The following is a 22,936-nucleotide window of genomic DNA, read 5'->3' as shown; positions in this document are numbered from 1 at the left end:
GGCGCCCCCGACTCGACAAGCGCAGACAGCGGCACTGAAGATGCCTATCGGAGCACAACTATGACCACATCGAACGATGTGGTTGGGCTATCCTGCTCCTCTACCAGAACCTGGATAGCGCCGCACGCCATGGCTCTCTCTCCGTTGCCTCCACTCGCATGCCTGCAGGCATTCGAAGCTAGCGCCCGTTACCTGAGCTTTACGCGCGCGGGACAGGAATTGCACCTGTCCACGAGCGCCGTGAGCCGCCAGATATCTCAACTGGAAGAATTCCTCGGGCGCCGGCTGTTCGTACGCGAACACAACACGCTGAGGCTTACGCCCGCAGGGGAAACCTATGCAGTGGATGTACGACGCATGCTGGAGCTTTGCACAAGCGCCACGTCGAGTTTGATGGCTCGCGTCGTCAGGTCTCGCCTCACGGTGTCCTGCACAGCCGGACTCTCCGCATTCTGGCTCGCGCCGAGAATCGGCTCGTTTATCGATGCGAATCCCGATGTCGATCTCCGCATCATCGTTCGGGACCACTTTGGAGCCATCTCGCCCGCCGAGTACGACGTGGGCATCTTCTATCTGCGCAATTCTAAGGTTCCCGGAACGCACACACAGAAGCTTTTCGACGAAGAGGTGTTTCCCGTCTGTTCACCGGCATATCTCGATGGCCGCAAACTGAAGCCCGTGGAACTGCTGTCCTGCACATTACTTGTGCTCGAGGACGCGGAGCGCAGCTGGATGTCCTGGCATACCTGGTTCGAACAGGCAGGTCTCGAAAGGCCAGTGCTCAATCAGATCATCATCGTCAACAGCTACCCGCTCATCGTGCAACTCGCGACGCATGGCAAAGGCGTCGCGCTCGGTTGGAACCGCGTTATCGACCCACTCCTCGAGCACGGCGCGCTCGTCAGGGCATCGGACTCTTGCGCCACGATGGGCGGCTCATACTTTGTCACCTGGCCATCGGAACGCGCGGAAACATCGGCTGCCCGCCGGTTCCGCGAGTGGGTCATCACTCAGACACTCGCTTCCTGACCTCCCGGTTGCCTGGCTCTGGATGCAATTGCGTTTTTTGCAAGCGCGTTTGCGAATTTAGCGTTATGCCGCCGTCACGCCAAAAATTACATTGAATGCGTGACGACTCGCGAACGCTCACCGCTAACCGACAATTCAGAGAGGCCAATATGGCAACGAGTGCATCAAACGGCATGCTGGTGGGCGAGCCACCCATAGGGACGGTGACGCGCCGGAAGGCGATTCTCGCCACTGTCATCGGCAGCGGTCTGGAGTGGTTCGACTTTTCCGGCTACGCGTTCTTCGCGGCAACCATCGGCAAGTTATTTTTCCCCGCCGGTAGCGAGACAACGTCGCTGCTGCTATCGCTGGCCACTTTCGGCGTTGGCTTCGTGATGCGACCGCTCGGCGGCATCGCATTCGGCATCTACGGCGACAAGGTGGGCCGCAAGCGGGCGCTATCGCTCGCCATGCTCATCATGGCGCTTGGCTCGGGCATTATCGCTTTCGCCCCTACGTACGAATCGATAGGCATCGCCGCACCGTGTCTGATCGTTATCGCGCGAATGCTGCAGGGCCTGTCCGCAGGCGGTGAAATGGGCGGTGCTACCGCGTTCCTGACCGAGCATGCTCCGGCTGACCGTCGTGCTTTCTATTCGAGCTGGATCCAGACCAGTGTCGGTTTCGCGGTGGTCATCGGCAGCCTTACCGGTACGCTCATCACGTCGAGCATGTCGGCTGATTCGCTTACAGCGTGGGGATGGCGTATTCCGTTTTTTATCGGCATGCTGGTGGCCCCGGTTGGGTACTACATCCGGCTGAAAGTCGAGGAAACGCCTGAGTTCGTGTCGGAGAAGCGCCACGCGAGCACGCCGCTGCGCGACGTCATTCGCGAGTATCCGCGCCAGGTCATCTCCAGCCTGCTGATGGTTGTACTCTGGACCGTCTGCACGTACGTCATCCTGTTCTACATTCCGACTTACGTCGTGAAGTATTTGCACATGACCCAGCGCGAAGGCTTCACTTCGGGCGTCGTCAGCGGTGTGGTGCTGATGGTCATGGCACCTGTGTTCGGGGCACTGTCGGACAAGGTCGGCAAGCGACGCGTCCTGTCTGTTGCCGCGCTCGTCATTCTGTTTGCCAGCTATCCGCTCTTTTCTCACCTGAATAAATCGCCCGACCTTGCGACACTCCTGACCTTCCAGGTGATTTTCGGGGTGCTGATTGCCGCATACACCGGCCCGATCCTGGCTCTCTTTACGGAACTGTTCCCGAGCCGCATCCGGACGACGGGATTGTCGCTCGCCTACAACGGCGCAGTGACCATCTTCGGTGGTTTTGCCTCTTTCATCATCACGTGGCTCACTCAACGCACCGGTGACGCCCAGTCTGCGGCTTATTACATCGTGTTCGCCGCAACGGTCAGCCTGCTCGGCATGTTGTTGACGACGCCGCGCCAGTCTTGAGGAAATTCACATGAGCAAGTTGGTAATCGAAGGGGTCAACGTTTTCGACCCTGCAGCAAAGAGACGTCAGACGAACATCAATGTCTGCATCGCGGACGGAAAGATCGCGGCACTGGGAGAAATACCGGCGTCGTTTGTCGATGCCCGCAGGATGAGCCTTCCTGGGCGTACGGTCCTGCCGGGTTTCATCGACCTGCATGTCCACGTGGTCGCGTCGAATGCGAATCTGGGCGCCAATGCAGCGATGCCGAACTTCCTGGCTGCGCTCAAAACGTTGCCCATCCTGCGTGGCATGCTGAACCGCGGGTTCACTACGGTTCGCGATGCAGGTGGCGCTGACTTTGGAATGTGCGAGGCGGTCAATAGTGGCGTGCTTTGGGGCCCGCGCATTCTCTCCTCGGGCAAGGCGTTGTCGCAGACCGGTGGGCACGGCGACTTCCGCCAGCGCAATGACAAGCTCGACGACGCCTGCGGGTGTCTGGGCCGTCAGGGAGCCATTGCGCGAGTCGTCGACGGTGTCGAGGCAATGCGCCTCGCCGTACGCGAAGAACTGCTTAAAGGGGCCTCGCAAATCAAGGTCATGGCCTCGGGCGGCGTGGCTTCGCCCAACGACCCCATCACCAACACGCAGTATTCGGAAGATGAAATCCGTGCCGCGGTTCAGGAAGCGGAGGCCGCCGGAACTTACGTGATGGCGCACGCCTACACCGCTCATGCTATCCGGCGCGCGGTCAGGTGCGGGGTGAAATGTATCGAGCACGGCAACCTCATCGACGAAGAGACTGCCCGCCTGCTAGCAGAACGCGGCGTAGCGGTGGTGCCCACACTCGCTACTCTCGACCGTCTCATTGAACAAGGTCCCGCGCTTGGCTTCCCCGCTGAGTCGCTAGCAAAGATCGAGGGGGCACGCTCCGTCGGCCGACAGGCACTTGCACTGATGGCGCGCGAAGGCGTCAAGGTCGGATTCGGCTCGGACATGCTGGGCGAACTGCACGCCTTCCAGTCCGATGAGTTCGCGGTCCGGGCAGCGATCGTCGGCAACGTCGAGGCGATTCGCTCGGCGACCTGCGTGGCGGCGGAAATCACAGGGGAAGCAGGCGTGCGGGGATCGATAGCTGTCGGAGCCGTGGCTGACCTCATCGTGGTCGACGGCGACCCGGTTGAGGACATTGCGCTTCTGCTGGGACAAGGTGAACATATTCCCGTGGTCATCAAGGCAGGCGTGTGCATGAAGGAAGCAGGCCGACTGCTCGAACCTGTCGCGGAGTGAATCGTTCGCTGCATCGCCGTTGCCGTTCACGCATGGCGAGCAGAAGCAGCAAGTCAACGAACTTAGCCACCCGCTTCGCCACCCATTTCGCTCAAGCAACACTGAAGCAAAACATGAAAATCACACGCACCATCTCGACTGTTGAAGTTCATACCGGCGGTGAGGCATTTCGCATCGTTACGAGCGGTCTGCCGCGCATTCCTGGCGACACCATTGTCAAGCGACGTGCATGGCTGAAGGAAAATGCCGACGAAATCCGCAAAGCCCTGATGTTCGAGCCTCGTGGCCATGCGGATATGTACGGTGGTTACCTGACAGAACCGGTTAGTCAGAACGCGGATTTCGGCATCATCTTCCTGCACAACGAGGGTTACAGCGATCACTGCGGGCATGGTGTCATCGCGCTGTCGACTGCAGCGGTCGAATTGGGCTGGGTGCAGCGCCAGATACCGGAGACACGCGTCGGCATCGATGCGCCGTGTGGCTTCATCGAAGCATTCGTGCAGTGGGACGGTGAACACGCGGGAAATGTGCGCTTCCTGAATGTTGCGTCCTTCATCTGGAAAAAGGACGTCACGGTTCAGACGCCGTCATTCGGCCCGGTCACCGGCGACATTGCCTTCGGCGGTGCGTTTTACTTCTACACGGACGGCCAGCCACACGGTCTCGAAGTGCGCGAGTCCTCGGTGGAAAAGCTCATCCGTTTCGGTGCGGAGGTTAAGGCCGCCGCCAACGAGGCATTTCCAGTGGAACACCCGGATATCCCTGAAATCAACCACATTTACGGGACCATCATTGCGGGCGCTCCCCGTCACGCGGGCTCCACGCAAGCCAACTGTTGCGTCTTCGCAGACCGCGAGGTGGACCGGTCGCCCACAGGCTCGGGAACAGGTGGCCGTGTTGCGCAACTCTATTTGCGCGGTGAGCTAGGGAAAGACGACACGCTGGTGAACGAGTCCGTTATCGGTACTGTATTCAAAGGACGTGTTCTTAGCGAAACGACCGTGGGTGGCTTTAAGGCCGTCATTCCGGAAGTCCAAGGCAACGCTTTCGTATGCGGCTTTGCCAACTGGATCGTGGACTCACGCGATCCGCTAGCCTACGGGTTTCTCGTTCGATGAACCGGTTGCAGTAGAGACTCCGGCACACGCTCAGCCGTCGGTTCTTTTCCCAAAGCGGCCGTCAATTCATCATACTGTCCGCCGCTCCATGGCCGGCGCCGCCGCTTACGCCTTGAGCGTCGCAATCTGTCGCGCGGGGCTTCGCAGCCGCTCGCACAATTTGTGCGCCTCCAACACTTCGACACGGGCACCGAGACCCAGCAACTGTCCGGCTGCCTGCTAGATTTTCCGTTCGGGGCGGAATCTGCGTCACCCTCCCTGGTTTCTTGCTCATAGCGGACGTCCACTGGTTCGTCCTCAGATGCGTGAGAGCCGAGCAAGAAAGATTCCATGTGGCGATGGATAAGCCGCAAGGCTCGGGATCGGGACTTTTGCTTCCAGTGCTTCGCCAAAAACGTTTCGTCGATGAACACCGTCGGATTCGAGCGCGACCGGCGTCGCGGGTGGGCGAAACGCCGGTGATCACCCTGCCCCGCCGGCTCTTATCGTTCAACATGATTGCGGCAGCGACCTTCAGTCCTTGTCCAGAGACGTTGTTTCGCAGATCGTCTCGTATGGCCGACAATGCGCTCTATGATTTAGCCTCATCCGCAGTGAATATCGAACTGATAAGCCGGAATTTTTATGAGCTATACGCTGTTTTATTCGCCGGGCGCTGCCAGCATGGCGGTCCATTGGATGCTGATCGAACTCGGAGTCGACTTCGAGACACAGCTTGTGGATATCGACAGCGGTGCTCAACGGACGCCCGCATATCTGCAGATGAACCCTACAGGAACGGTTCCGACTCTGATTGTCGACGGCGTTCCTCGTCACGAGTCAGCCGCATTGCTGATGTTGTTGGCAGAGCGGCATCCGGCTGCAGGCCTCGCACCTTCACCGGCTTCCCGCGATCGTGCGGAGTGGCTGGAACTGATGATTTATCTCGCCAATACGCTGCTACCCGCCATGCGTGACTGGTTCTACGCAGGCATTGACGGCGATGCAATTCATGCCGACGCGGTCAAAGCACTCGCGCAGCGACGAATCGAAAGTGCGTGGGACCGATTGAACAGCCATCTTGCCGACGGCCGTGCTTACCTCGTGCACGGGAAACTCAGCACGGTCGATCTGCTTGCGGTAACGCTGATGCGCTGGTCTCGCAACATGCGCCGTCCGGCAACCACGTGGCAGCACCTTTCAGGCTACATTGAACGACTGCGCGCGTTGCCGTCATTTATCGACGTCAACCAAAGAGAAGGGCTCACTGACTGGTCTAATTCAACCGGACGACCGGAGCAATGAGCCTATCGGCAACGCTTGACCGGGGGCGAAGCTGATGACGGAAATACTGACTGCGATGGGCCACGCCGAGAATCCATTTGCCGAACCGGCCCATCGGGCAAACACGCGCAAATAAGCCCCCACCACCGGAATAAACCCGCTCGCCTTCTCGTTCATTGACCGTTGTCACCTTTGGACGGAACAAGGAGTGCGGCCATGAAGTCTCTACTCATAGCGTTCACCGTCGTAGCCTGCGGCGCGGCTATCGCGACACTCGTGTCATGCGGCGGCGGTTCCAGTTCGAACAATTCTGGTCCACCTGTGCAGTCGTCGTTCACCGCAACGGCGCTCGTCTCGGATGGCGCCGTGTCAGCGTCCCACACGGACCCGAATCTGAAGAACGCCTGGGGCGTCGCCTTCAATCCAAAAGGTTTCGTCTGGGTAGCCGACAACGGCACGAATCTCGCGACACTCTATGACGGCAACGGCGTGCCGCAATCGCTGGTCGTCACCATACCCGACGGCAAGAACGGACCAGCGGCGCCAACCGGCATCGTATTCAACGGCACGCAAAGCTTCAACGTGACGGAAAACGGCAAGTCTGGCCTCGCCGCATTCATCTTCACGGGCGAAGGCGGCACTATCACTGCGTGGGCGCCTGCCGTTGGGCCGACCAATGCGTTCGTCATGTACGACGACGGCACGGGAGGCGCCGTCTACAAGGGCCTTGCGCTCGCGGCGAACAACGGCAAAAACTTCCTCTACGCCACCGATTTCCATAACAACCAAGTCGACGTCTTCGACACCAGCTTCGCCAAGGTCACAATGCCCGGCGGCTTTACGGACCCGGCCATTCCTGCCGGCTTTGCGCCCTTCGGCATCCAGTTGATCGGGTCGAATCTGTTCGTCACCTATGCGGAGCAGGATTCCGCAAAACATGACGACGTAGCCGGAGCGGGACTCGGTATGGTCGACGTATTCGACACGGCGGGCAATCTCAAGCAGCACTTTGCGACGGGCGGTGCGCTGAATGCGCCATGGGGCATTGCGCAAGCGCCGGCCAATTTTGGCTCATTGAGCGGCGCGATCCTGATCGGCAATTTCGGCGACGGCACGATCAACGCATTCAACGCGTCGAGCGGTCATTCGATGGGTTCTATCAATGGGTCGAACGGCAAGGCGATCGTCGAACAGGGCTTGTGGGGCATCGCGTTCGGCAACGGGCTCAATAACCAGCCTGCCACCACGCTGTTCTTCGCCGCAGGGCCCAATGACGAAGCGGATGGTGTCTATGGAAGAATCGATCTGAATCCGGCACCCAGTTCGGGCTCGACCACGGGTTCGACCGCCGGAACGAGCACTGGCACGAGTTCAAGCGGCGGTTCGAGCATTGGCATGTAGGTTCCAGACATCGACCGGCATGTCGGACCACGCCATGATCCACGCCGCCATGACGGTCCAGTCTTTCAATTCGTCTGATGAAAGAACAGACGGTGCGCGTGGCTTTGCCGTAAAGAGGCATCTGGACGCGATAGGACTACACTCCCAATGTGGAACACAACCGGGAGCGGCGCCATGATCAACTCTGACCCCACACGCACTTTTCGCGGCCTTCCCTTGACGTCGGAGCAGGACGCGGAAGTCAGACATTACATAAAGAACCAGAAGCGGCGTGGCGCGCCGTGGGACACCCCAGAACTGGCCGCCATGCTACGAGACATGCTGGCTCCCCCTGCCGATGACGACGGAGAACCGGGCACCGCTGTCGACGAAGCGATAGCGGCTTCCGAGCGCGCAGCGGCCTCCATCGACGAGGCCATGGAACCGATCGAGGCGAGCGAAGAGCGGCACGCTGCCATGGAATCAGAGGCTATGAGAGGAGTTCGGCGTTGAGCGCCATGGGCCGAGGCACGCCATTTGAATAGCGCTGAACTTGCATGACCGGGTTTGCACGTAGCGGATCGTCGAACGTCACCGGTCGGCGGCTACTATGAATGACGTTGTGCGCCGGGTGTCGTGATGACCGGTGGGCGGTGCGTCGCATCGACACTCGCCATTTGCAACGACGCTTTCATTCGTGCGGTCCCATGACGCTTTCCGGCACGTCCAAGGCGAGCGTCACCGCGGAACTGCGTTGACGTGCCACCAATTCCTACGAACCGCACCGGCTGCGCAACACCGGCATCGCGTTACGCCCATCAGCAAGTGTAATATCTTGTTGGCGGGGTCGCCCTGCACGCGAAAATTTGGGTACATCATCAATTGCGGTCAATCAACCTCGATGGGGCCCTTGGGGAACAGCATGAGGGGCTTGCTTCTGGCATTGCAATGCGCATGTATGCTGTCGGTTGCCACGGCGCAGGGTATGCCGACTGCCCCCGTGCCCGCAGCCTCCGCCGCCAGGGACTACCTGGCCGAAGCGAAGCGCGTCGTCGATGCCGCAGCGCAACCGGCTGCGCCCTGGAACGGGCCGCGCAACGGGCCGCGCGCCCAACCTGGAAAACGCGTCGCTATCGTCGCGGAAGATCTGCGCAACGGAGGCATCGTCGGAGTGGTCGACGGTGTCCTGGAGGCGGCGAAGGTCATCGGCTGGAACGTAAAGATATTCGACTCAGGCGGCACGCCGGACTTGCGGCTAAAAATGCTTGCGAATGCGCTGGCAAGTCGTCCAGACGGGCTGGTCATCGTCGGTGGCGACGCACGCGCCCTGCTGCCCGGGTTGCGGCCTTTTGCCGAGCGAGGCATTCCGATTGTCGGCTGGCATGTCGCGGCCCAGGCCGGACCGGTACCCGGCACGCCCGTGGCGATGAACGTGGCGACGGATCCGTTCGAGGTCGCGCGCGTGACCGCGCTGGCGGCCATCGTGCAGTCCGGCGGGCATGCGGGAGTCGTCATTTTCAGCGACTCCAATTTCCGGATTGCGCAAGGCAAGGCGGATGAAATGGCTGCCGTCGTGCGCGCGTGCAGCGGCTGCACCTTGCTTGACATGCGCGACGTGGCGATCTCGCGCAGCCAGGAACTGATACCGGATGCAACCCGCGCCTTGCTCACGCGGTATGGCAAGCGCTGGACGTATGCGCTGGCCGTCAACGACATCTACTTCGACTACGCCGCCCCGGTGCTCACTCAAGCCGGAATGCCGAGCACCGCCATGGCCATGCTGTCGGCGGGCGACGGCAGTGAGTCCGCCTTTCTGCGTATCCGCACGGGCACGTTCCAGACAGGCACCGTCGCGGAGCCCCTGAATCTGCACGGCTGGCAACTGGTCGACGAGATGAACCGGCTCTTCGCCGGCGGAGGCGTCACGGGTTACGTGTTTCCAGTGCATCTCGTGACGGCGGACAACATCGCCACGGACGGCGGCGATCGTCTGCTCTACGACCCGGCCAACGGCTATCGCGACATCTACCGCCGCATCTGGCAGCGACAGTGAAACTTCGACTCCCGCGCTCGCTCACCGCACAGTTCACGCTCGTGGTTTCTTGCCTCGCGGCGCTCGTGGTCGCGGTCGGTGCCACGACCATTTACTCGTTGGCTGATTCCGCCCACGCGATCAGCCAGTTGGCCGAAGAGCGGCTGGCGCGCCAGGAAGACGCACAGGGCCTCGCGCAGCGCACTCTGATGATCGAACGCCTGGCGTTGCAGTTGTCCAGTGACGACACGGTGGACGCTGTGCGCGAGACGCATCGGCATGTCATCGAACAGCTGGCATCTTTCGACCGCCTGGTGGACCGCCTCGCCTCCGCGACCACGAGCGACAACGTCGGTATCGACGCGCTGGCGCTGCACCGGTCGAGCCAGCGCTTCCGCAACACGGTCAACATCGAGGCTCAGGTGCGCGAGAGCGCGCTGGCCGCCGGGGTCGCGCCGGCGGCCGCGGCGCGACCTGGCGTGTCATTGGCTAGTCTCGACGGCGATCTGCGCCGCCAGGCCGACGCCCTGACCGCCGCGGCGCGCCAGCAGTCGGAGCATTTCACGCGCGACTACCGCAAAGCGGCCCAGGATCTGGCCGATGACATGAACCGCACGCGCAGGTGGGTGGGCGGCGAAGTTGCGGTGAGCCTGCTGCTTGCCTGGCTGATTGCCCGCGCATTCCTCGGTCGCCACGTGGTGGCACGGCTGCGCCGGGTCAGCCACTTCCTGCGGCACGGCGATGCCGACAGCGTGCAAGCCGGCGTCCCCGTTCACGGTGGCGACGAGATTGCCGATATGGCGCGCGCAGTCGAGCAGTTCCTCGAAGACCGGCGCCAGCGCAGGCAAGCCGAGAACGCGCTGATGCAACTCAACGCTGAACTCGAGGCACGCGTCGCCCAGCGCACGGCCGAACTCAGCACGGCGCTTGCGGGCCAGACGGCTGAGATTGTCGAACGACAGCACGCCGAAGAGGCGGCGCGAGCGAGCGAGCACTTCCTGGACAGCATTATCGAGAACATCCCCGACACGATCTTCGTCAAGGATGCGGCGACGCTGCGCTTCGTGCGATTTAACAAGGCGGGAGAGCAACTGCTCGGCTACCGGCGCGAGGAACTCATCGGAAAGTCCGCCCATGACCTGTTTCCAGCGCAGGAGGCCGACTTCTTCGTGCTGAAGGATCGTGACGTGCTGGAGTCGCAGCAGCTGGTCGACGTGCCGGCTGAGTCGGTTCACACGCGTTACGGGCCGCGCCTCGTGCACACGATGAAGATACCGATTCTCGACGTGCGCGGCGAGCCGCAATTCTTGCTCGGCATCTCCCGGGACATCACGGAGCAGAGGCGTGCGGAAGAGGAACTGCGGCGCTATCGCGAGCACCTCGAAGACATGATCCGCGAGCGAACCGCTGAACTGGCCGTCGCCAAGGAATACGCCGACGCGGCCAACCAGGCCAAGAGCGACTTTCTTGCCCACATGAGCCACGAACTGCGCACGCCGTTGAACGGGATTCTGGGCTATGCGCAGATCCTTAAGCGCGATAAGAGCCTCGATCAACGCCAGGCCGACGGGATAACGGTGATCCAGCGCAGCGGCGAACACCTGCTTGCGATCATCAAAGACATTCTGGATATGGCCAAAATCGAGGCCGGCCGGGCGGAGCTCAACCTGTCGGACATTCCGCTTGACCGGTTCATCTATTTCATCGCCGAGACGATTCAGGTGAAGGCAGCGGAAAAGGGCTTGGCGTTCGCTTGCGAGATGGCAGCAGATCTCCCCACGGGCGTGCGGGTGGATGAAAAACGGCTGCGCCAGGTGCTGCTCAATCTGCTCTCCAACGCAATCAAATTTACCGACGAAGGGAGTGTGAGCCTGCACGTCGGTTGGCTGCCGCCCACGCGGCTGCGTTTTGAGGTACAGGATACCGGCATCGGCATAGACGAAGCGCGTCTTGAGGCGATCTTCCGGCCTTTCGAGCAGGTGAGCGATGCCCAGCACCGGGTCGGCGGCACGGGGTTGGGCCTCGCCATTAGCCGGCAGTTCGTGCGCCTGATGGGTGGCGAGATACACGTCGAGAGCCGCCGCGGTGCGGGAAGCGCTTTCTCATTCGAGCTGAATGTACCCGTCGTGACGCCTCAGGCAGTTGTCGTCCCGACAGAGCGGACAGTGATCGGCTACAAGGGGCCGCGCAAGACCGTCCTCGTTGTGGATGACGTCGCGGCAAACCGTGCCGTGGCGGTCGACATGCTCGGCCAGCTCGGATTCGACATGGTGGAGGCCAGCAACGGACTGGAAGCCCTGGAGAAAGCCAAAGCGCTGCGGCCAGCGCTCGTCCTGATGGATGTCGTCATGCCCGGGATGGACGGGCTCGAAGCGACGCGACGCCTGCGCGAAATGCCGGAGTTCAGGGATCTGCCGATCGTTGCGGTCTCCGCTGGCGCGTCGGGGAGCGATGCAGCGAGAAGCCTGGCGGCCGGTGCAAACGCCTTTCTGTCAAAACCGGTTGATTTCAGTGGGCTGTTGTCACAGATCTCGGCTCTCCTGAATATCGAGTGGAGCGACGAAGTTCCACAGACGCAAGCCACCGGAGCGGACGGAACGGCTGTCCACGCCGCCGATGCGTCCACGGGCATCGTGATCGTGCCGCCGCCGGGGGAAATCGAAGCGCTGCACCACCTGGCGCGACTAGGCGACATGCGCGCCATCGCGCAACACGCCACGCACCTGATTGAGCTCGACGAGCGGTATCGCCCTTTCGCCGACCACCTGTGCCAGCTAGCGAAGGATTACCGGTCCAAGGCAATCCTCCGCTTTGTCGAGCGATATCTGGAAAGGAAGTGAGTTCCATGATTGGGACCGCACAATCCGCGCCCTGAGGAATGACGCAGTGCGGCCGTTGGACATCCACCTTGGCGGACCGCGCTGCCCGCGCTGGCCAGGCAGCCAGTTCAGCACCTCAGGGAGATGACCTCATGGGCGCGCCAATCCGCTGATGAATGGCCTCGCAATGGCGCACGAGCGCTGGGCGCGAGAGCACGTACTGCTTCAACGGCGTGTCGATTTCGTAGAAGTAGATATTGGCGACGAAGCCATAGATCGCTGCATCAACGGTGGCTGGATCGGGGCCAAAAACATAACCGGTGTCGCTGAGCAGGTCCGCCACAACGCGAAGATCGTCAATACCTCTTGCGTAGATCTGCTCCGGCTCATAGCGGCCGATGCCCTGATAGTGATACCGCAAGCGGTTATATTCGCGCGCGGCTTCAAGATCGCTCTCGCGCACGTCCGGGTGCGCGGCGAGAACGGCGTCGCGAAACGACGGCCAGAAGCGCTCGTCGCGCCAGCGTGAAAAGCTCATCGTCCAGTACAGGTCGTCGAGCGTTCGACGGACCATGAAGTCGAGATTCAGTTGTTCCCGCGAAAGCGCGCTGTCGATGCGCAGATCGTACCGACGCGTCAAATGAGCGATGATGCTGTCGCTGTCGCCGATCGTATGGTCGCCATCCACGAGATACGGCAGCTGCCCGCGCGGCGCGAGGCTTGTATCGAGGACGTGACGATGGTTGAAATCGAGCCCGCACAGCCGCATGAACGCAAATACCTTCAGACCAAACGGATTGTTATCGGCAACGCCGAAGAGGTCAGGATAGGAATAGAGCGTCAGCATGAAGCACTCCTTTTTTGCGCCACGGGAACAGGCACAAACGCTGGAGCAAAAATATCGGAAATTTATTGGACACGCTATTGCTGTCTGCCCGCGCCAGCGAAAAGTTCACCGCCATAGCGTCTGCACACGGCGTCAAGGCGCAGACGCTTTCGTCAGATCGCAAGCGCGCAGTTTGCTATCGATCGCCAGATTAAACCTGGCTATCACGGCCTCCGCGGCTGAACGGCATCGAAACCGGAGCCGCAGAGACCATGCCGCGTCTAGAAGTGCTCGCGTTCGAAGCCAGGCAGCGTACGCGTTCCTTCAAGCGCCACAGAGTGCAGCAACTCAGGGGCGAGACCGAGCATGCGCAGGATCGTCGGCGCGACCTGGGTGGTCAGCACCCGTTCGTCGACGAGCTGTCCGGCGCGATGCGCGCGAGGCGTATAGACGACAAGACCGAGGTGGCTATCGTCCGGCGCGTTGCCGCCGTGCTCTTCGTCCTTCGACGTGCTCGACGTATAGATGACGCCCGGATTCGGCTGCACCACGATGTCGGGCGTGCGTCCGCGAGCCGGGTCGCCGAACTTTGCGGCCAACTGCGGTCCATAGAGGATGTACGCTTCCCGGCCGTCAGCACAAATCCCCGGCGCATTGCAGCCCAGGTTGTCCTTCAGCGTTTTCACTACCGCAGATAACTGGCGCGGATCGTGCAACCATATCAGGCCGACATCGTCGGTTTGCACGAAACCGGTGCCGACCAGACCTGTACCGTCGTTCAGGTTGCCGCTCTTTGTATTGGCCTGCCCGAAATTGCCGTTCGGATCGAGGTAGTTGTTCGTTTCGAGCAGCTTGGTGAGCGTGTCGCCGTTCTTCACCAGCTTCGAGTGATCGGTCGGCGACTGGCCATGCTTAGCCGTCACGATGATCGCCGTCGACGAATAAAGATTCTGCTGCTTGAGTTCGGACACGATCCGGCCCAATGCGCCATCCAGATAGGCAATCGCGGCGCTTACCTGCGGCCCCGGCGTAAAGCTCGCATCCAGATAGCCGCCACCCGTCGCGACCGGTGCCTTTTGCGCTACGCTCAGCGTCTGGAAGTTGGCGCCGAACACCGTGGGTACGCTCGCAGTGGACTGGCCTGTCGAATCCTTTCCGTCGATCTCGTCGATCAGCGACTGCACATGGAAGTTGTCGAAGGCTTCCGTGTGACTGTAGCGGTCGGTGTAGGCGGTGTTCGTCGCCGGATCGATCGAGTTGATTTCCGTGCGCGACAGGTCGTCGACACCCGCGCCCGATGGCCCATTCAGCCAGTCGTAGCCCCAGGCGTGTTTATCCGCCCACGCAGTGCGAGCGCCGGTCACACTCTGCTTGACCACTTCGAAAATCGTGTTGGTCTGCACGTAATTGTGGGGATAAACAGACTGGCAGACGCCGTTGATCAGCGCATGCGGAATCGCCTGCGGATTGAATGCACCCCCGCCGTTCAGATGCGTCAGCGCGCCACCGTTCTCTGCGTCGATACCGGCGGTCTCGTCGAGCACAACGTTCCAACCCTGCTTGCCCGTGCAGTTGGTATCGGAAGGAGCGTAGAGCGTGCGGTCATACGACACGTCGTAGAAGAGACCCGCGGATTTGGGCGAGCCACCCGTCACCAACGCCGCCAGGCCCGGAAAAGAGTCCGAAAGACCGGGCGTGTGTGCATTCGTGTAGGTCGTTCCGGCCTTGGCCAGCAACGCAAGGTTAGGGCAAGCATTTGAATTGATGCAACGCGCCACGTCCTGCTCGTGCAAGCCGTCAAAGCTTATCAGCAGCACGTGCTTCACCGCGTCATGCTGGTGCTCGCGATCATGCCCGTCGCGCGCGGCAACACCCTGCGAATGCAGGCCAACAAGCACAACGCCAGCGCCAATGGCACGGGGCATCCACATCCATCTCCTGATCGTCTTCATGTCCTTTCCTTTTGGCATGGTCGTGAAAGATTCGGTAGTACGGACGTGAATGTGCAATGAATTTAAGTCCTCCGGATGAACTGGTGCTTTCGGTTTTCTGACGTCGTGATAGTTCGAAAAAGACCGCCACAATTAGCGCGACTTATGCGCGCTTTAAGGTTTCCATAATGTTTTCATGCTAGGCAGAAAGGAGCGGCACAGCGGTTTATCCACCGGCTCAAAGAGCGCCCGCGCCGGGCAGCACAACAATCTTCCCCCGCCTGTCACGATCAAAGGTTGCCAGCACGGCGTCGCTTGCGTTTGCGAGAGGAAACGTGATGGTCGCAGGCGGTTGAAGGTGGCCACGGGCAACCATCGAAAACAGCGCCGCGCGTACACGCCGCGCATGCTCCGGACGGTTGGCCAGGAAATACCGTATATCGACCCCATGCAGGGTGGCGTTCTTGAGAAGTGCCAGGTTGACAGGTAGCGACGGAATGGCTCCGCCCGCAAATCCAACCACGAGATAACGGCCGCCTTTGGACAGCGAGCGGAATGCCGGCTCGAACATGTTGGCGCCGACAGGGTCGAGCACGACGTCAACGCCTTCTGGCGCCACCTTCCTGAGCGCATCACGCCAATCCGGAAGGCTGTAGTCGATCGCATGCACTGCGCCTAGCTCGCATGCGGCTTTTCGCTTGAACTCGCTCGAAGCCGCGGCAATCACACGAGCCCCAGCGTGCACTGCAAGCTGAATGGCGGCGGACGACACCGCACCGCCCGCTCCAAGCACCAGCAACGTATCGGCGGCCGTTAACCGTCCCTGATCGAACAACGCATAGTGTGCCGTCTGGTAGTCGACCAGCATGGCTGCGGCAATGGGCATGGGTAGCCCGCCTGGGACAATGTCGACGTCAGCGGCATCGACCACCGCATATTCCGCCAGGCCTCCGCCAAGCTGCCACGTGACGACACGCTCGCCGACAAGTTGTGCCGTCACGCCCGAACCCACGGCGTCAACCACGCCAGCAATTTCTCCACCGGGGACGTAAGGCAAGCGTGGCTTGATCTGATAGCGGCCTTGCATCATCAGCCCATCAACGAAACCGAGAGCCGTTGCTTCGATGCGAATTCGCAGTTGCCCGTTAGCCGGCTCTGGCAAGGGCTCGTCAACCAATGCATAGGAGTCGAGATCGAACGCCGAACCCAAGAAGCTTCGCATGCTTTACCTCCATATCGAGTACCAGGACCAGCCCGCTCGCGAATACGCTTGACTACATCGCACTTGACTGTACTTGCACTTCATAGCATGTGGCGCGTTCAGTAGACCAGCAGCCTCATTGCGCCAGTCTCGTGATCGCCACCCGGCTACCCGCCTGCTCCCGCAGGCGGAACTTCTGAATCTTCCCGGTAGCGGTCTTGGGCAATTCGCCGAAAACCACCCGACGCGGGCATTTGAAATGCGCCAGTCGCTGCCGGCAAAACGAGATTACATCCTCCTCCGTGATGCTCGGGGCATCGGCCTTCAACTCGATAAACGCGCAAGGCGTCTCGCCCCATTTGTCGTCAGGCTGCGCGACCACGGCCGCATTCAGAACGCCCGACATGCGATAGATGACCTCCTCCACTTCGACAGACGAAATGTTCTCTCCACCCGAGATGATCACATCCTTGGAGCGGTCTGTGATCTGGATATAGCCATCAGGATGAACAACGGCAATATCTCCGGTATGGAACCAACCGCCGTCAAAAGCTTTTGCCGTTGCTTCGGGGTTCTTGAGGTATCCCATCATCACCGTATTCCCCTGGACCAGAACCTCGCCGGAAGATTTGCTATCGGCGGGCACTGGCTCAAGCGTCGCAAGATCGGCGACCGACATTTTTTCGAACGCTGCTGCACGCACACCTTGCCGCGCTTTCAATTTTCCTTGCTGCTCCGCCGGCAACGCATCCCACTCGTCATGCCATGCACAACTGATCGGCGTGCCGGAAATTTCAGTAATGCCAAACACGTGGTCGACATCGAAACCCATTGCGCCAACGGCCTCGAGAACAGCGGCCGGCGCCGGCGACCCCGCGGTAAGAACCCGCACCCGGCGCGGCAGCGGCTGCCATTCCGATTGATGCATGCTTGCGATGCCCGACAGAACAATCGGCGCGGCACAAAAATGATCGACACCATGTTTGGCAATCGCAGAGAGAACATTGGCAGCATTCACCTTGCGCAGGCATACATGGGTTCCAGCCGCGGCAGTAATTGCCCATGTGAAGCACCAGCCGTTCGCGTGGAACATGGGAAGCGTCCACAGGTAAATCGGCGCACGCGGGAGCGGCCAGTTCGTCATCTGCACCAGGCTCATCAGATACGTTCCGCGGTGGCTCGGAACGACGCCTTTCGGATCCCCGGTTGTACCCGACGTGTAGTTCAACGCAATCGGCGTCCACTCATCGACCGGGTGGCAACCGGCAAATGCCGGATCGCCGCTCGCCAGCAGCGACTCATAATCCGTTTCCCCGATGGCGGTGCCGTCAGGCGCCTCGTGATCGTTGATGTCGATCACGCGCGGCGAATTGGGTACCGACTGCAATGCTTTCTCGACCAGCGGAGCAAACTCGCGATCGACAAGCAGGAGCTTGCATTCGCCGTGGCGCAGAATAAATGCGACACCGTCTGCATCGAGGCGGCAATTGACGGCATTGAGCACGGCACCGGACAGCGGCACGCCAAAGTGAGCCTCAAGCATGGCCGGAGTGTTCGGCGCGATGATCGACACCGTATCGCCCGGTTCGATCCCTAACTGAACGAGCGCCGACGCGAGGCGATAGCAACGCTCGCGGGTTTCGGCCCACGTCTGCCGGAAGTCGCCATGAATGATCGCGGTCCGATCCGGATAGACGTCGGCGGTTCGATCAAGGAAAGTCAACGGCGTCAATGGAACGTGGTTTGCCGCGTTCTTCTCAAGTCCGTGAGAATAAGCCTTTGCACTCATGACTCTGTCTCCGTTCATTCTTTGTAGAAAGTAGTGAAATCGCCGACCGGGCTGCGCTCCGTTACGAGCGAGTTCTCGATGCAACCGTGATCCGCATAACCCAGGCTCATTCCGCAGACCAACATCTGATTGTCGGGGATGGACAGTTCGTTGGCGATCACACGGTGGAACTTGTTGAAAGCCGCCTGCGGGCAAGTGTCGAGGCCTCGCGCCCGGGCAGCGAGCATGACGCTTTGCAGGAACATGCCCGTGTCCAGCAGACTTCCTTCACGCATGACCCGGTCAACCGTGAAGAACAGACCTACGGGCGCATCGAAGAAGCTGTAGTTACGGCCGTGCTGAGCGTGCATCCGCTCCTTGTCACCCTTCTCGATGCCGAGCAGGCCGTACAGGTTCCAGCCGACCTCGCGCCTACGGTCCAGATATGGCGCGATCCATTCGCGCGGGTAGTAATCGTACGGTTCTTCGAGGTCTGAACTGCGCGCAGGATCATCATCGATCTCGTTGATGGCAGCAGACAGGCGTGACTTCGTCGGGCCTGTCACGACATGCACATGCCAGGGCTGGATGTTGACGCCCGTTGCGCAAAAGCGGGCAACGTTGAGAATCGACTCGATTTCCTCGCGGGGAACCGGTATGGGCAGGAAAGCACGCACGCTGCGCCGGGTGACGAGTGCCCAGTCGACGGCTCGACTGACGTCGGCAAACGAGCTGAAAGGAGGAGGAGATAGACGGTCCATTTTGTTGCCGGCATTGAAAATTGATGTGCACTGAGTCATTCGGTGCATTTTGAGTGGAGAGCCAGTCCGAGCCGCGCTCGCCGCGCCAACCTCGGCCATGAAACCCATAAGGCCGAGACATCACCGCCCTGCGCTGCCCTGAACTACGGCGACGGGCGCGCTGCTCGAGCGGTACGAGTCAGCACGTGTCTGATTGATCAGCGTCACCGCCGCCGCACCGATGAGCCCCGCCAGTCCAATTGCCATGAAGTTCTGCTCGAGCGGCAGCTTCAAGGAGACGAGCCAACCGATGAGCACGGGGGCCACGATTGCGCCGATACGGCCCATGCCAGAAGCGAAGCCAACACCGGTAGACCGGATTGCATGAGGGTAGAAGTCACCCGCATAAGCATAGGCAAGCAGTTGTGTACCGAGCGTCGATGCGCCGACAAGGAATACAACGACAAACAATGACTCCGTCGATCTGGTGTAGCCCATCAAGGACAGCGCCACCGCCCCGACGGCGTAAAACGCAATCAGCACCCGCTTGATGTCGACCTTGTCACTGAGCCAGCCGCCGAAGACCGCGCCGCCGATGGCGCCGACGTTGAAGACGATCACGAAGTTCAAAGCTGAACCCAGGCTGTATCCAGCCATTGCCATCAACTTGGTCAACCACGAACTGAGTGCGTAGACCATGAAGAGGCCAGTCATGAACGCGACCCAGATCATCGTGGTACTGAAGCCGCGCCCGTCCTCGAAGAGGCGCCGCACCGAAGTGTCCTTGTTAGTGTCCGATGAAAACCCGGCAAACTGCTCATGACCGCTCAACGGATAGTCGGGCAACAACCGCTTCATCACGCTGCGTAGTTCGTCATGCCGGCCGCGTTTGACCAGGAAGGCCATCGAATGCGGCATTGTTTTGATAATGAACGGAATCAGCAGGACAGGCAGGCCTGCGGCAAAGAAGACGGATTGCCAGCCGTAGCTGCCGATAAGCTGCTTTGCAGTCAGCGCCACCAGAATTCCGCCAATGGAATAGCCCGCGAACACCAGCGTCACCAATCGTGTGCGCAACGCGTTCGGCGAAAACTCCGCCATCTGCGCGGTGACAATCGGCAAGACCCCGCCAATCCCCAGGCCGGCGATAAATCGCGTCATGCTGAAAGTGATGGGATCGTGGGTCAACCCGGCCGCTGCGGTGAAAAGACTGAACAGCGCCACGCATACACAGATCATCATGGGTCGGCCGAAACGGTCAGCCAGCGTGCCAAGGAAAATCGCCCCGACCATCACGCCAAACAGTGCCGATCCGGCCATGACGCCGGCCCTGGTCGCGTCAATGCCCATGTCCTTCATGATCGATGGCAGCGCTGCACCCACAACGGCAAGATCGTAGCCGTCGACTATCAGCATCAACACACACCAGAACAGCACCAGGGTGTGAAAGCCGTTGAATCTGGCCTCACCCGCGAGTGAGTGCACGTCTATCTGGTTCATCTTGTCTCCTTTGATTTAATGTCGTGGGTGAAGTCCACGCGAGTTCCAACAGCGCCCTCAATGGGGCGGCCTTGTCGCGGCTCGGATTGGCTGTTGGTACCGTGCTGTGATCAGTGTCGACCGGACGGGGCTGGCAGTCCATGTCCATCGACTTCAACCGGGATGAGGTCGCCGAACACCGGCGTTCGAGGCGCTGTGCCATGGGCGGCAGCTCTCAGCGGGTTACTGGAAGAAATGGCTTACCGGCTTTAAGAAATCAGTTGTCGGACCGGCTTGCTTCAGCTTGAATGAGTCTCTGGACACACTGCTCTCGCTCCTCGTGTGCGCCCTCGGCGACACTATCAGGTCGTCTCTGAGGAAGTCGTCCGGCCATGGCGGTACATTCCGGGGCTGGCCCCCGTCCACTTCCTGAAGGCCCTGTGAAATGCACTGGTTTCCTGAAATCCGGTCCGTGCAGCGACTTCAGCGACCGTGAGAGAACTATTGGAAAACAACTCGATGGCGATATCACGGCGCAATTCGTCTTTCAGTTGCCGATAGTTCATGCCTTCGGCCAGCAGGCGGCGTTGCAGCGTGGCCGAAGACAGATGCAGTAACTGCGACAACGCATCGAGGTCAGGCCAGTCGTCGGGGACCTGGTTTCGCAGGCGGCGCCTTATCAGCGCAGTCGTGCTGGATTCATTGCGATATTTCACCAGGATGTTCGCTGGTGCGTTGTGCAGGAACGCGTGCAGGCTCGTTTCCGTCTCGGCCAGTTTGAGGTCGAGGAAACTGCGATCGAACCGGATCAGGGTCTCGTCGGCGGAGAAGGTCACGTCCTCGCAGAAGCGCATGCGGTAGTCGCTGTCATCGACTGGTGCGGAAGCACGAAACCTCATCTCGATCAGCGGAATCCGTCTGCGTGCGAGCCAGCAGGCAAGGCCATGCACGAGGATGAACCACGTCCCGTAGGCAAAGAGGCGGCGCGTGCGCCCATCATCATGCAGGACGATCAGTGCATGTTCGCCCTCACAGCGTAGCTCTCCATGAATGTCGTCGAGAACCGCACGCAGAAACTTCAACATGCGACACAGCGCGTGTTCCAGGTTGTCAGCATGCAGCACCGCGTGGCACATCAGAGCGTAGCTGCCCCGGCGCAGTGGGTGGCTATCCAGACCGAAAAACTCGTCGTCCATTAAATCGGCCAGAGCTGCCCATAGGCGCGAAAAAGCTAACGCGGACACGCGGGCTTTCGGGGCATTCAACAACTCTGCCGCGATGCCAGCATGCTGCAGTACCGCCGGCACATCCAGATTGCGTTGCGTCGCGACAAGAATCGCTTCACGCACCAAGCCGATAGAGGTTGTGCCCTTGTCTTGAGCGTCATTCATGGTCAGGTTCCACCCACAGAAGTGCACTGATGTTAATCGCTGCCGGGCGCAAGTGAAACCTGTTACGACTGGCCGCCGTTAGTCGTTAGTCATCGGCCGACGAAAGCTACTGAGCAACTGAATCCCCGCACGATATGTCCGAAAGGCTCATGCATGAAGAGGTCTATGGGCATGGGCGAACTCTCGCGTGCCGCTTACCATCAGCAGCCAGTAGATCGTCGTGGACGTAGCTTTGTCGGCCGAGGCTGTGCAGCGGCGTGCGGTCATGTCACATAACCGTCCAGGTGACATCCATGGCTCGGGAATCCGTGCTCGCAGCAGAGTACGGCCCCGGCGCGTTGCGCGTCAGGGTGATCGCTTTCAGGAGACAGAAATGCAGATTCAACATAAAGGTTTCGTAGTGACAGGCGGCGGCTCAGGGCTCGGCGCAGCCACGGCACGCCGCCTGGTGGCGGGCGGCGCGCGCGTGCTGCTGGTAGACCTGAACCAGGACGCCGGTACTGCGCTGGCGGCGGAACTGGGCCGCAATGCCCACTTCGCGAAGGCTGACGTGTCTGACGCAGCCAGCGGGCAGGGCGCGTTAGCCGCGTTCCACGATACCTTCGGCACGCTGCATGGCCTGATCAATTGCGCCGGCGTCGCACCCGCCGAGAAAGTGCTCGGCCGCGAAGGCCCGCACCGGCTGGAGAGTTTCGCGCGCACCGTTCAGATCAATCTGATCGGCGCCTTCAACATGGCGCGGCTGGCCGCGGCCTGCATGGCCGGGAACATGCCGGGGACCGATGGCGAGCGCGGCGTCATTATCAACACCGCTTCAATCGCGGCCTTCGACGGCCAGATCGGGCAAGCGGGCTACGCGGCTTCGAAGGGCGGCGTGGTGGCGATGACGCTGCCCATCGCGCGTGAGTTGGCGCGCCATGGCATTCGCGTGGTCGCCATCGCGCCTGGAATCATGGAAACGCCCATGCTCAAAGGCATGCCCACGGAGGTCCAGGACGCGCTCGGGAAGATGGTCCCCTTTCCCGCGCGCCTCGGAAGGCCCGATGAGTTCGCGGGCCTTGTGCTGCACATCCTCGAAAACACCTATCTCAACGGCGAGGTGATTCGCCTTGATGGCGCCATCCGCATGGCGGCCAGGTGACGCAGTGTCTGGAGCAGTCCTCATGATTGCTACTGACGTGCTGCTGCAGTTGACCTGAGTCGCCTGGCTCCAACGTGGTCCGCTGATTCATGGAGCCGAC

At 60.7% G+C, this 22,936-nt stretch carries 17 protein-coding genes; 10 read left to right on the top strand and 7 right to left on the bottom strand.

The features are described from left to right. Nucleotides 1-60 precede the first annotated feature (60 nt). From C0Z16_RS30080 to C0Z16_RS30040, 9 genes are all read left to right on the top strand, one after another. Nucleotides 61-1,029, top strand: coding sequence for a LysR substrate-binding domain-containing protein (locus C0Z16_RS30080; protein WP_244201404.1), 969 nt, complete (start codon nucleotides 61-63; stop codon nucleotides 1,027-1,029). Between the two features lie 149 nt (nucleotides 1,030-1,178). Then, a complete protein-coding gene (locus tag C0Z16_RS30075; RefSeq protein ID WP_244201403.1) occupies nucleotides 1,179-2,474 on the top strand; it encodes an MFS transporter in 1,296 nt (431 codons plus the stop codon). A gap of 10 nt (nucleotides 2,475-2,484) precedes the next feature. Next, nucleotides 2,485-3,744 (top strand): metal-dependent hydrolase family protein, encoded by a 1,260-nt coding sequence (locus tag C0Z16_RS30070; RefSeq protein ID WP_102635689.1) that lies wholly within the window; start codon nucleotides 2,485-2,487, stop codon nucleotides 3,742-3,744. Nucleotides 3,745-3,857: 113 nt separating this feature from the next. Beyond that, nucleotides 3,858-4,865, top strand: coding sequence for a trans-3-hydroxy-L-proline dehydratase (lhpH, locus tag C0Z16_RS30065; protein WP_102635688.1), 1,008 nt, complete (start codon nucleotides 3,858-3,860; stop codon nucleotides 4,863-4,865). Between the two features lie 624 nt (nucleotides 4,866-5,489). Beyond that, complete coding sequence (locus C0Z16_RS30060) at nucleotides 5,490-6,149, top strand: glutathione S-transferase family protein (protein ID WP_102635687.1); 660 nt, start codon at nucleotides 5,490-5,492, stop codon at nucleotides 6,147-6,149. Nucleotides 6,150-6,344: 195 nt separating this feature from the next. After that, nucleotides 6,345-7,529 carry a TIGR03118 family protein gene (locus tag C0Z16_RS30055; RefSeq protein WP_102635686.1) on the top strand — a complete coding sequence of 395 codons (1,185 nt, stop codon included), beginning with the start codon at nucleotides 6,345-6,347 and terminating at the stop codon, nucleotides 7,527-7,529. A 174-nt stretch (nucleotides 7,530-7,703) separates the two neighbouring features. Further along, nucleotides 7,704-8,021: a hypothetical protein gene (locus C0Z16_RS30050; protein ID WP_102635685.1), complete on the top strand. Its 318-nt coding sequence runs from the start codon at nucleotides 7,704-7,706 to the stop codon at nucleotides 8,019-8,021. Between the two features lie 409 nt (nucleotides 8,022-8,430). Beyond that, nucleotides 8,431-9,561 carry a substrate-binding domain-containing protein gene (locus C0Z16_RS30045; protein WP_102635684.1) on the top strand — a complete coding sequence of 377 codons (1,131 nt, stop codon included), beginning with the start codon at nucleotides 8,431-8,433 and terminating at the stop codon, nucleotides 9,559-9,561. Then, a complete protein-coding gene (locus C0Z16_RS30040; RefSeq protein WP_102635683.1) occupies nucleotides 9,558-12,380 on the top strand; it encodes an ATP-binding protein in 2,823 nt (940 codons plus the stop codon). The genes C0Z16_RS30045 and C0Z16_RS30040 overlap by 4 nt, the downstream gene beginning before the upstream one ends. A 115-nt stretch (nucleotides 12,381-12,495) precedes the next feature. Here C0Z16_RS30040 and C0Z16_RS30035 read toward each other — a convergent pair whose 3' ends face one another. From C0Z16_RS30035 to C0Z16_RS30005, 7 genes are all read right to left on the bottom strand, one after another. After that, nucleotides 12,496-13,206, bottom strand: coding sequence for a glutathione S-transferase family protein (locus C0Z16_RS30035; protein WP_102635682.1), 711 nt, complete (start codon nucleotides 13,204-13,206; stop codon nucleotides 12,496-12,498). 260 nt (nucleotides 13,207-13,466) lie between these two features. Next, a complete protein-coding gene (locus C0Z16_RS30030; RefSeq protein WP_102635681.1) occupies nucleotides 13,467-15,137 on the bottom strand; it encodes an alkaline phosphatase family protein in 1,671 nt (556 codons plus the stop codon). A 217-nt stretch (nucleotides 15,138-15,354) separates the two neighbouring features. Continuing rightward, entirely contained in the window at nucleotides 15,355-16,338 is a 984-nt protein-coding gene (locus C0Z16_RS30025) for an NADPH:quinone oxidoreductase family protein (protein WP_102635680.1), read from the bottom strand. 115 nt (nucleotides 16,339-16,453) lie between these two features. Continuing rightward, nucleotides 16,454-18,106, bottom strand: coding sequence for an AMP-binding protein (locus tag C0Z16_RS30020; RefSeq protein ID WP_102635679.1), 1,653 nt, complete (start codon nucleotides 18,104-18,106; stop codon nucleotides 16,454-16,456). Between the two features lie 14 nt (nucleotides 18,107-18,120). Further along, nucleotides 18,121-18,846: a nitroreductase gene (locus C0Z16_RS30015; RefSeq protein WP_102635699.1), complete on the bottom strand. Its 726-nt coding sequence runs from the start codon at nucleotides 18,844-18,846 to the stop codon at nucleotides 18,121-18,123. A gap of 120 nt (nucleotides 18,847-18,966) precedes the next feature. After that, a complete protein-coding gene (locus C0Z16_RS30010) occupies nucleotides 18,967-20,325 on the bottom strand; it encodes an MFS transporter (RefSeq protein WP_102635678.1) in 1,359 nt (452 codons plus the stop codon). Between the two features lie 341 nt (nucleotides 20,326-20,666). Continuing rightward, nucleotides 20,667-21,695 (bottom strand): AraC family transcriptional regulator, encoded by a 1,029-nt coding sequence (locus C0Z16_RS30005; protein WP_102635677.1) that lies wholly within the window; start codon nucleotides 21,693-21,695, stop codon nucleotides 20,667-20,669. A 373-nt stretch (nucleotides 21,696-22,068) separates the two neighbouring features. Here C0Z16_RS30005 and C0Z16_RS30000 point away from each other — a divergent pair, with 373 nt between their 5' ends. Then, nucleotides 22,069-22,836, top strand: a complete 768-nt coding sequence (locus C0Z16_RS30000) for a 3-hydroxyacyl-CoA dehydrogenase (protein ID WP_102635676.1) — start codon at nucleotides 22,069-22,071, stop codon at nucleotides 22,834-22,836. Nucleotides 22,837-22,936 lie beyond the last annotated feature (100 nt).

It is taken from the genome of Paraburkholderia rhynchosiae (assembly GCF_002879865.1).
GTDB classification, from domain to species: Bacteria; Pseudomonadota; Gammaproteobacteria; order Burkholderiales; family Burkholderiaceae; genus Paraburkholderia; species Paraburkholderia rhynchosiae.
This window is presented reverse-complemented; position numbering and strand designations above follow the sequence as displayed.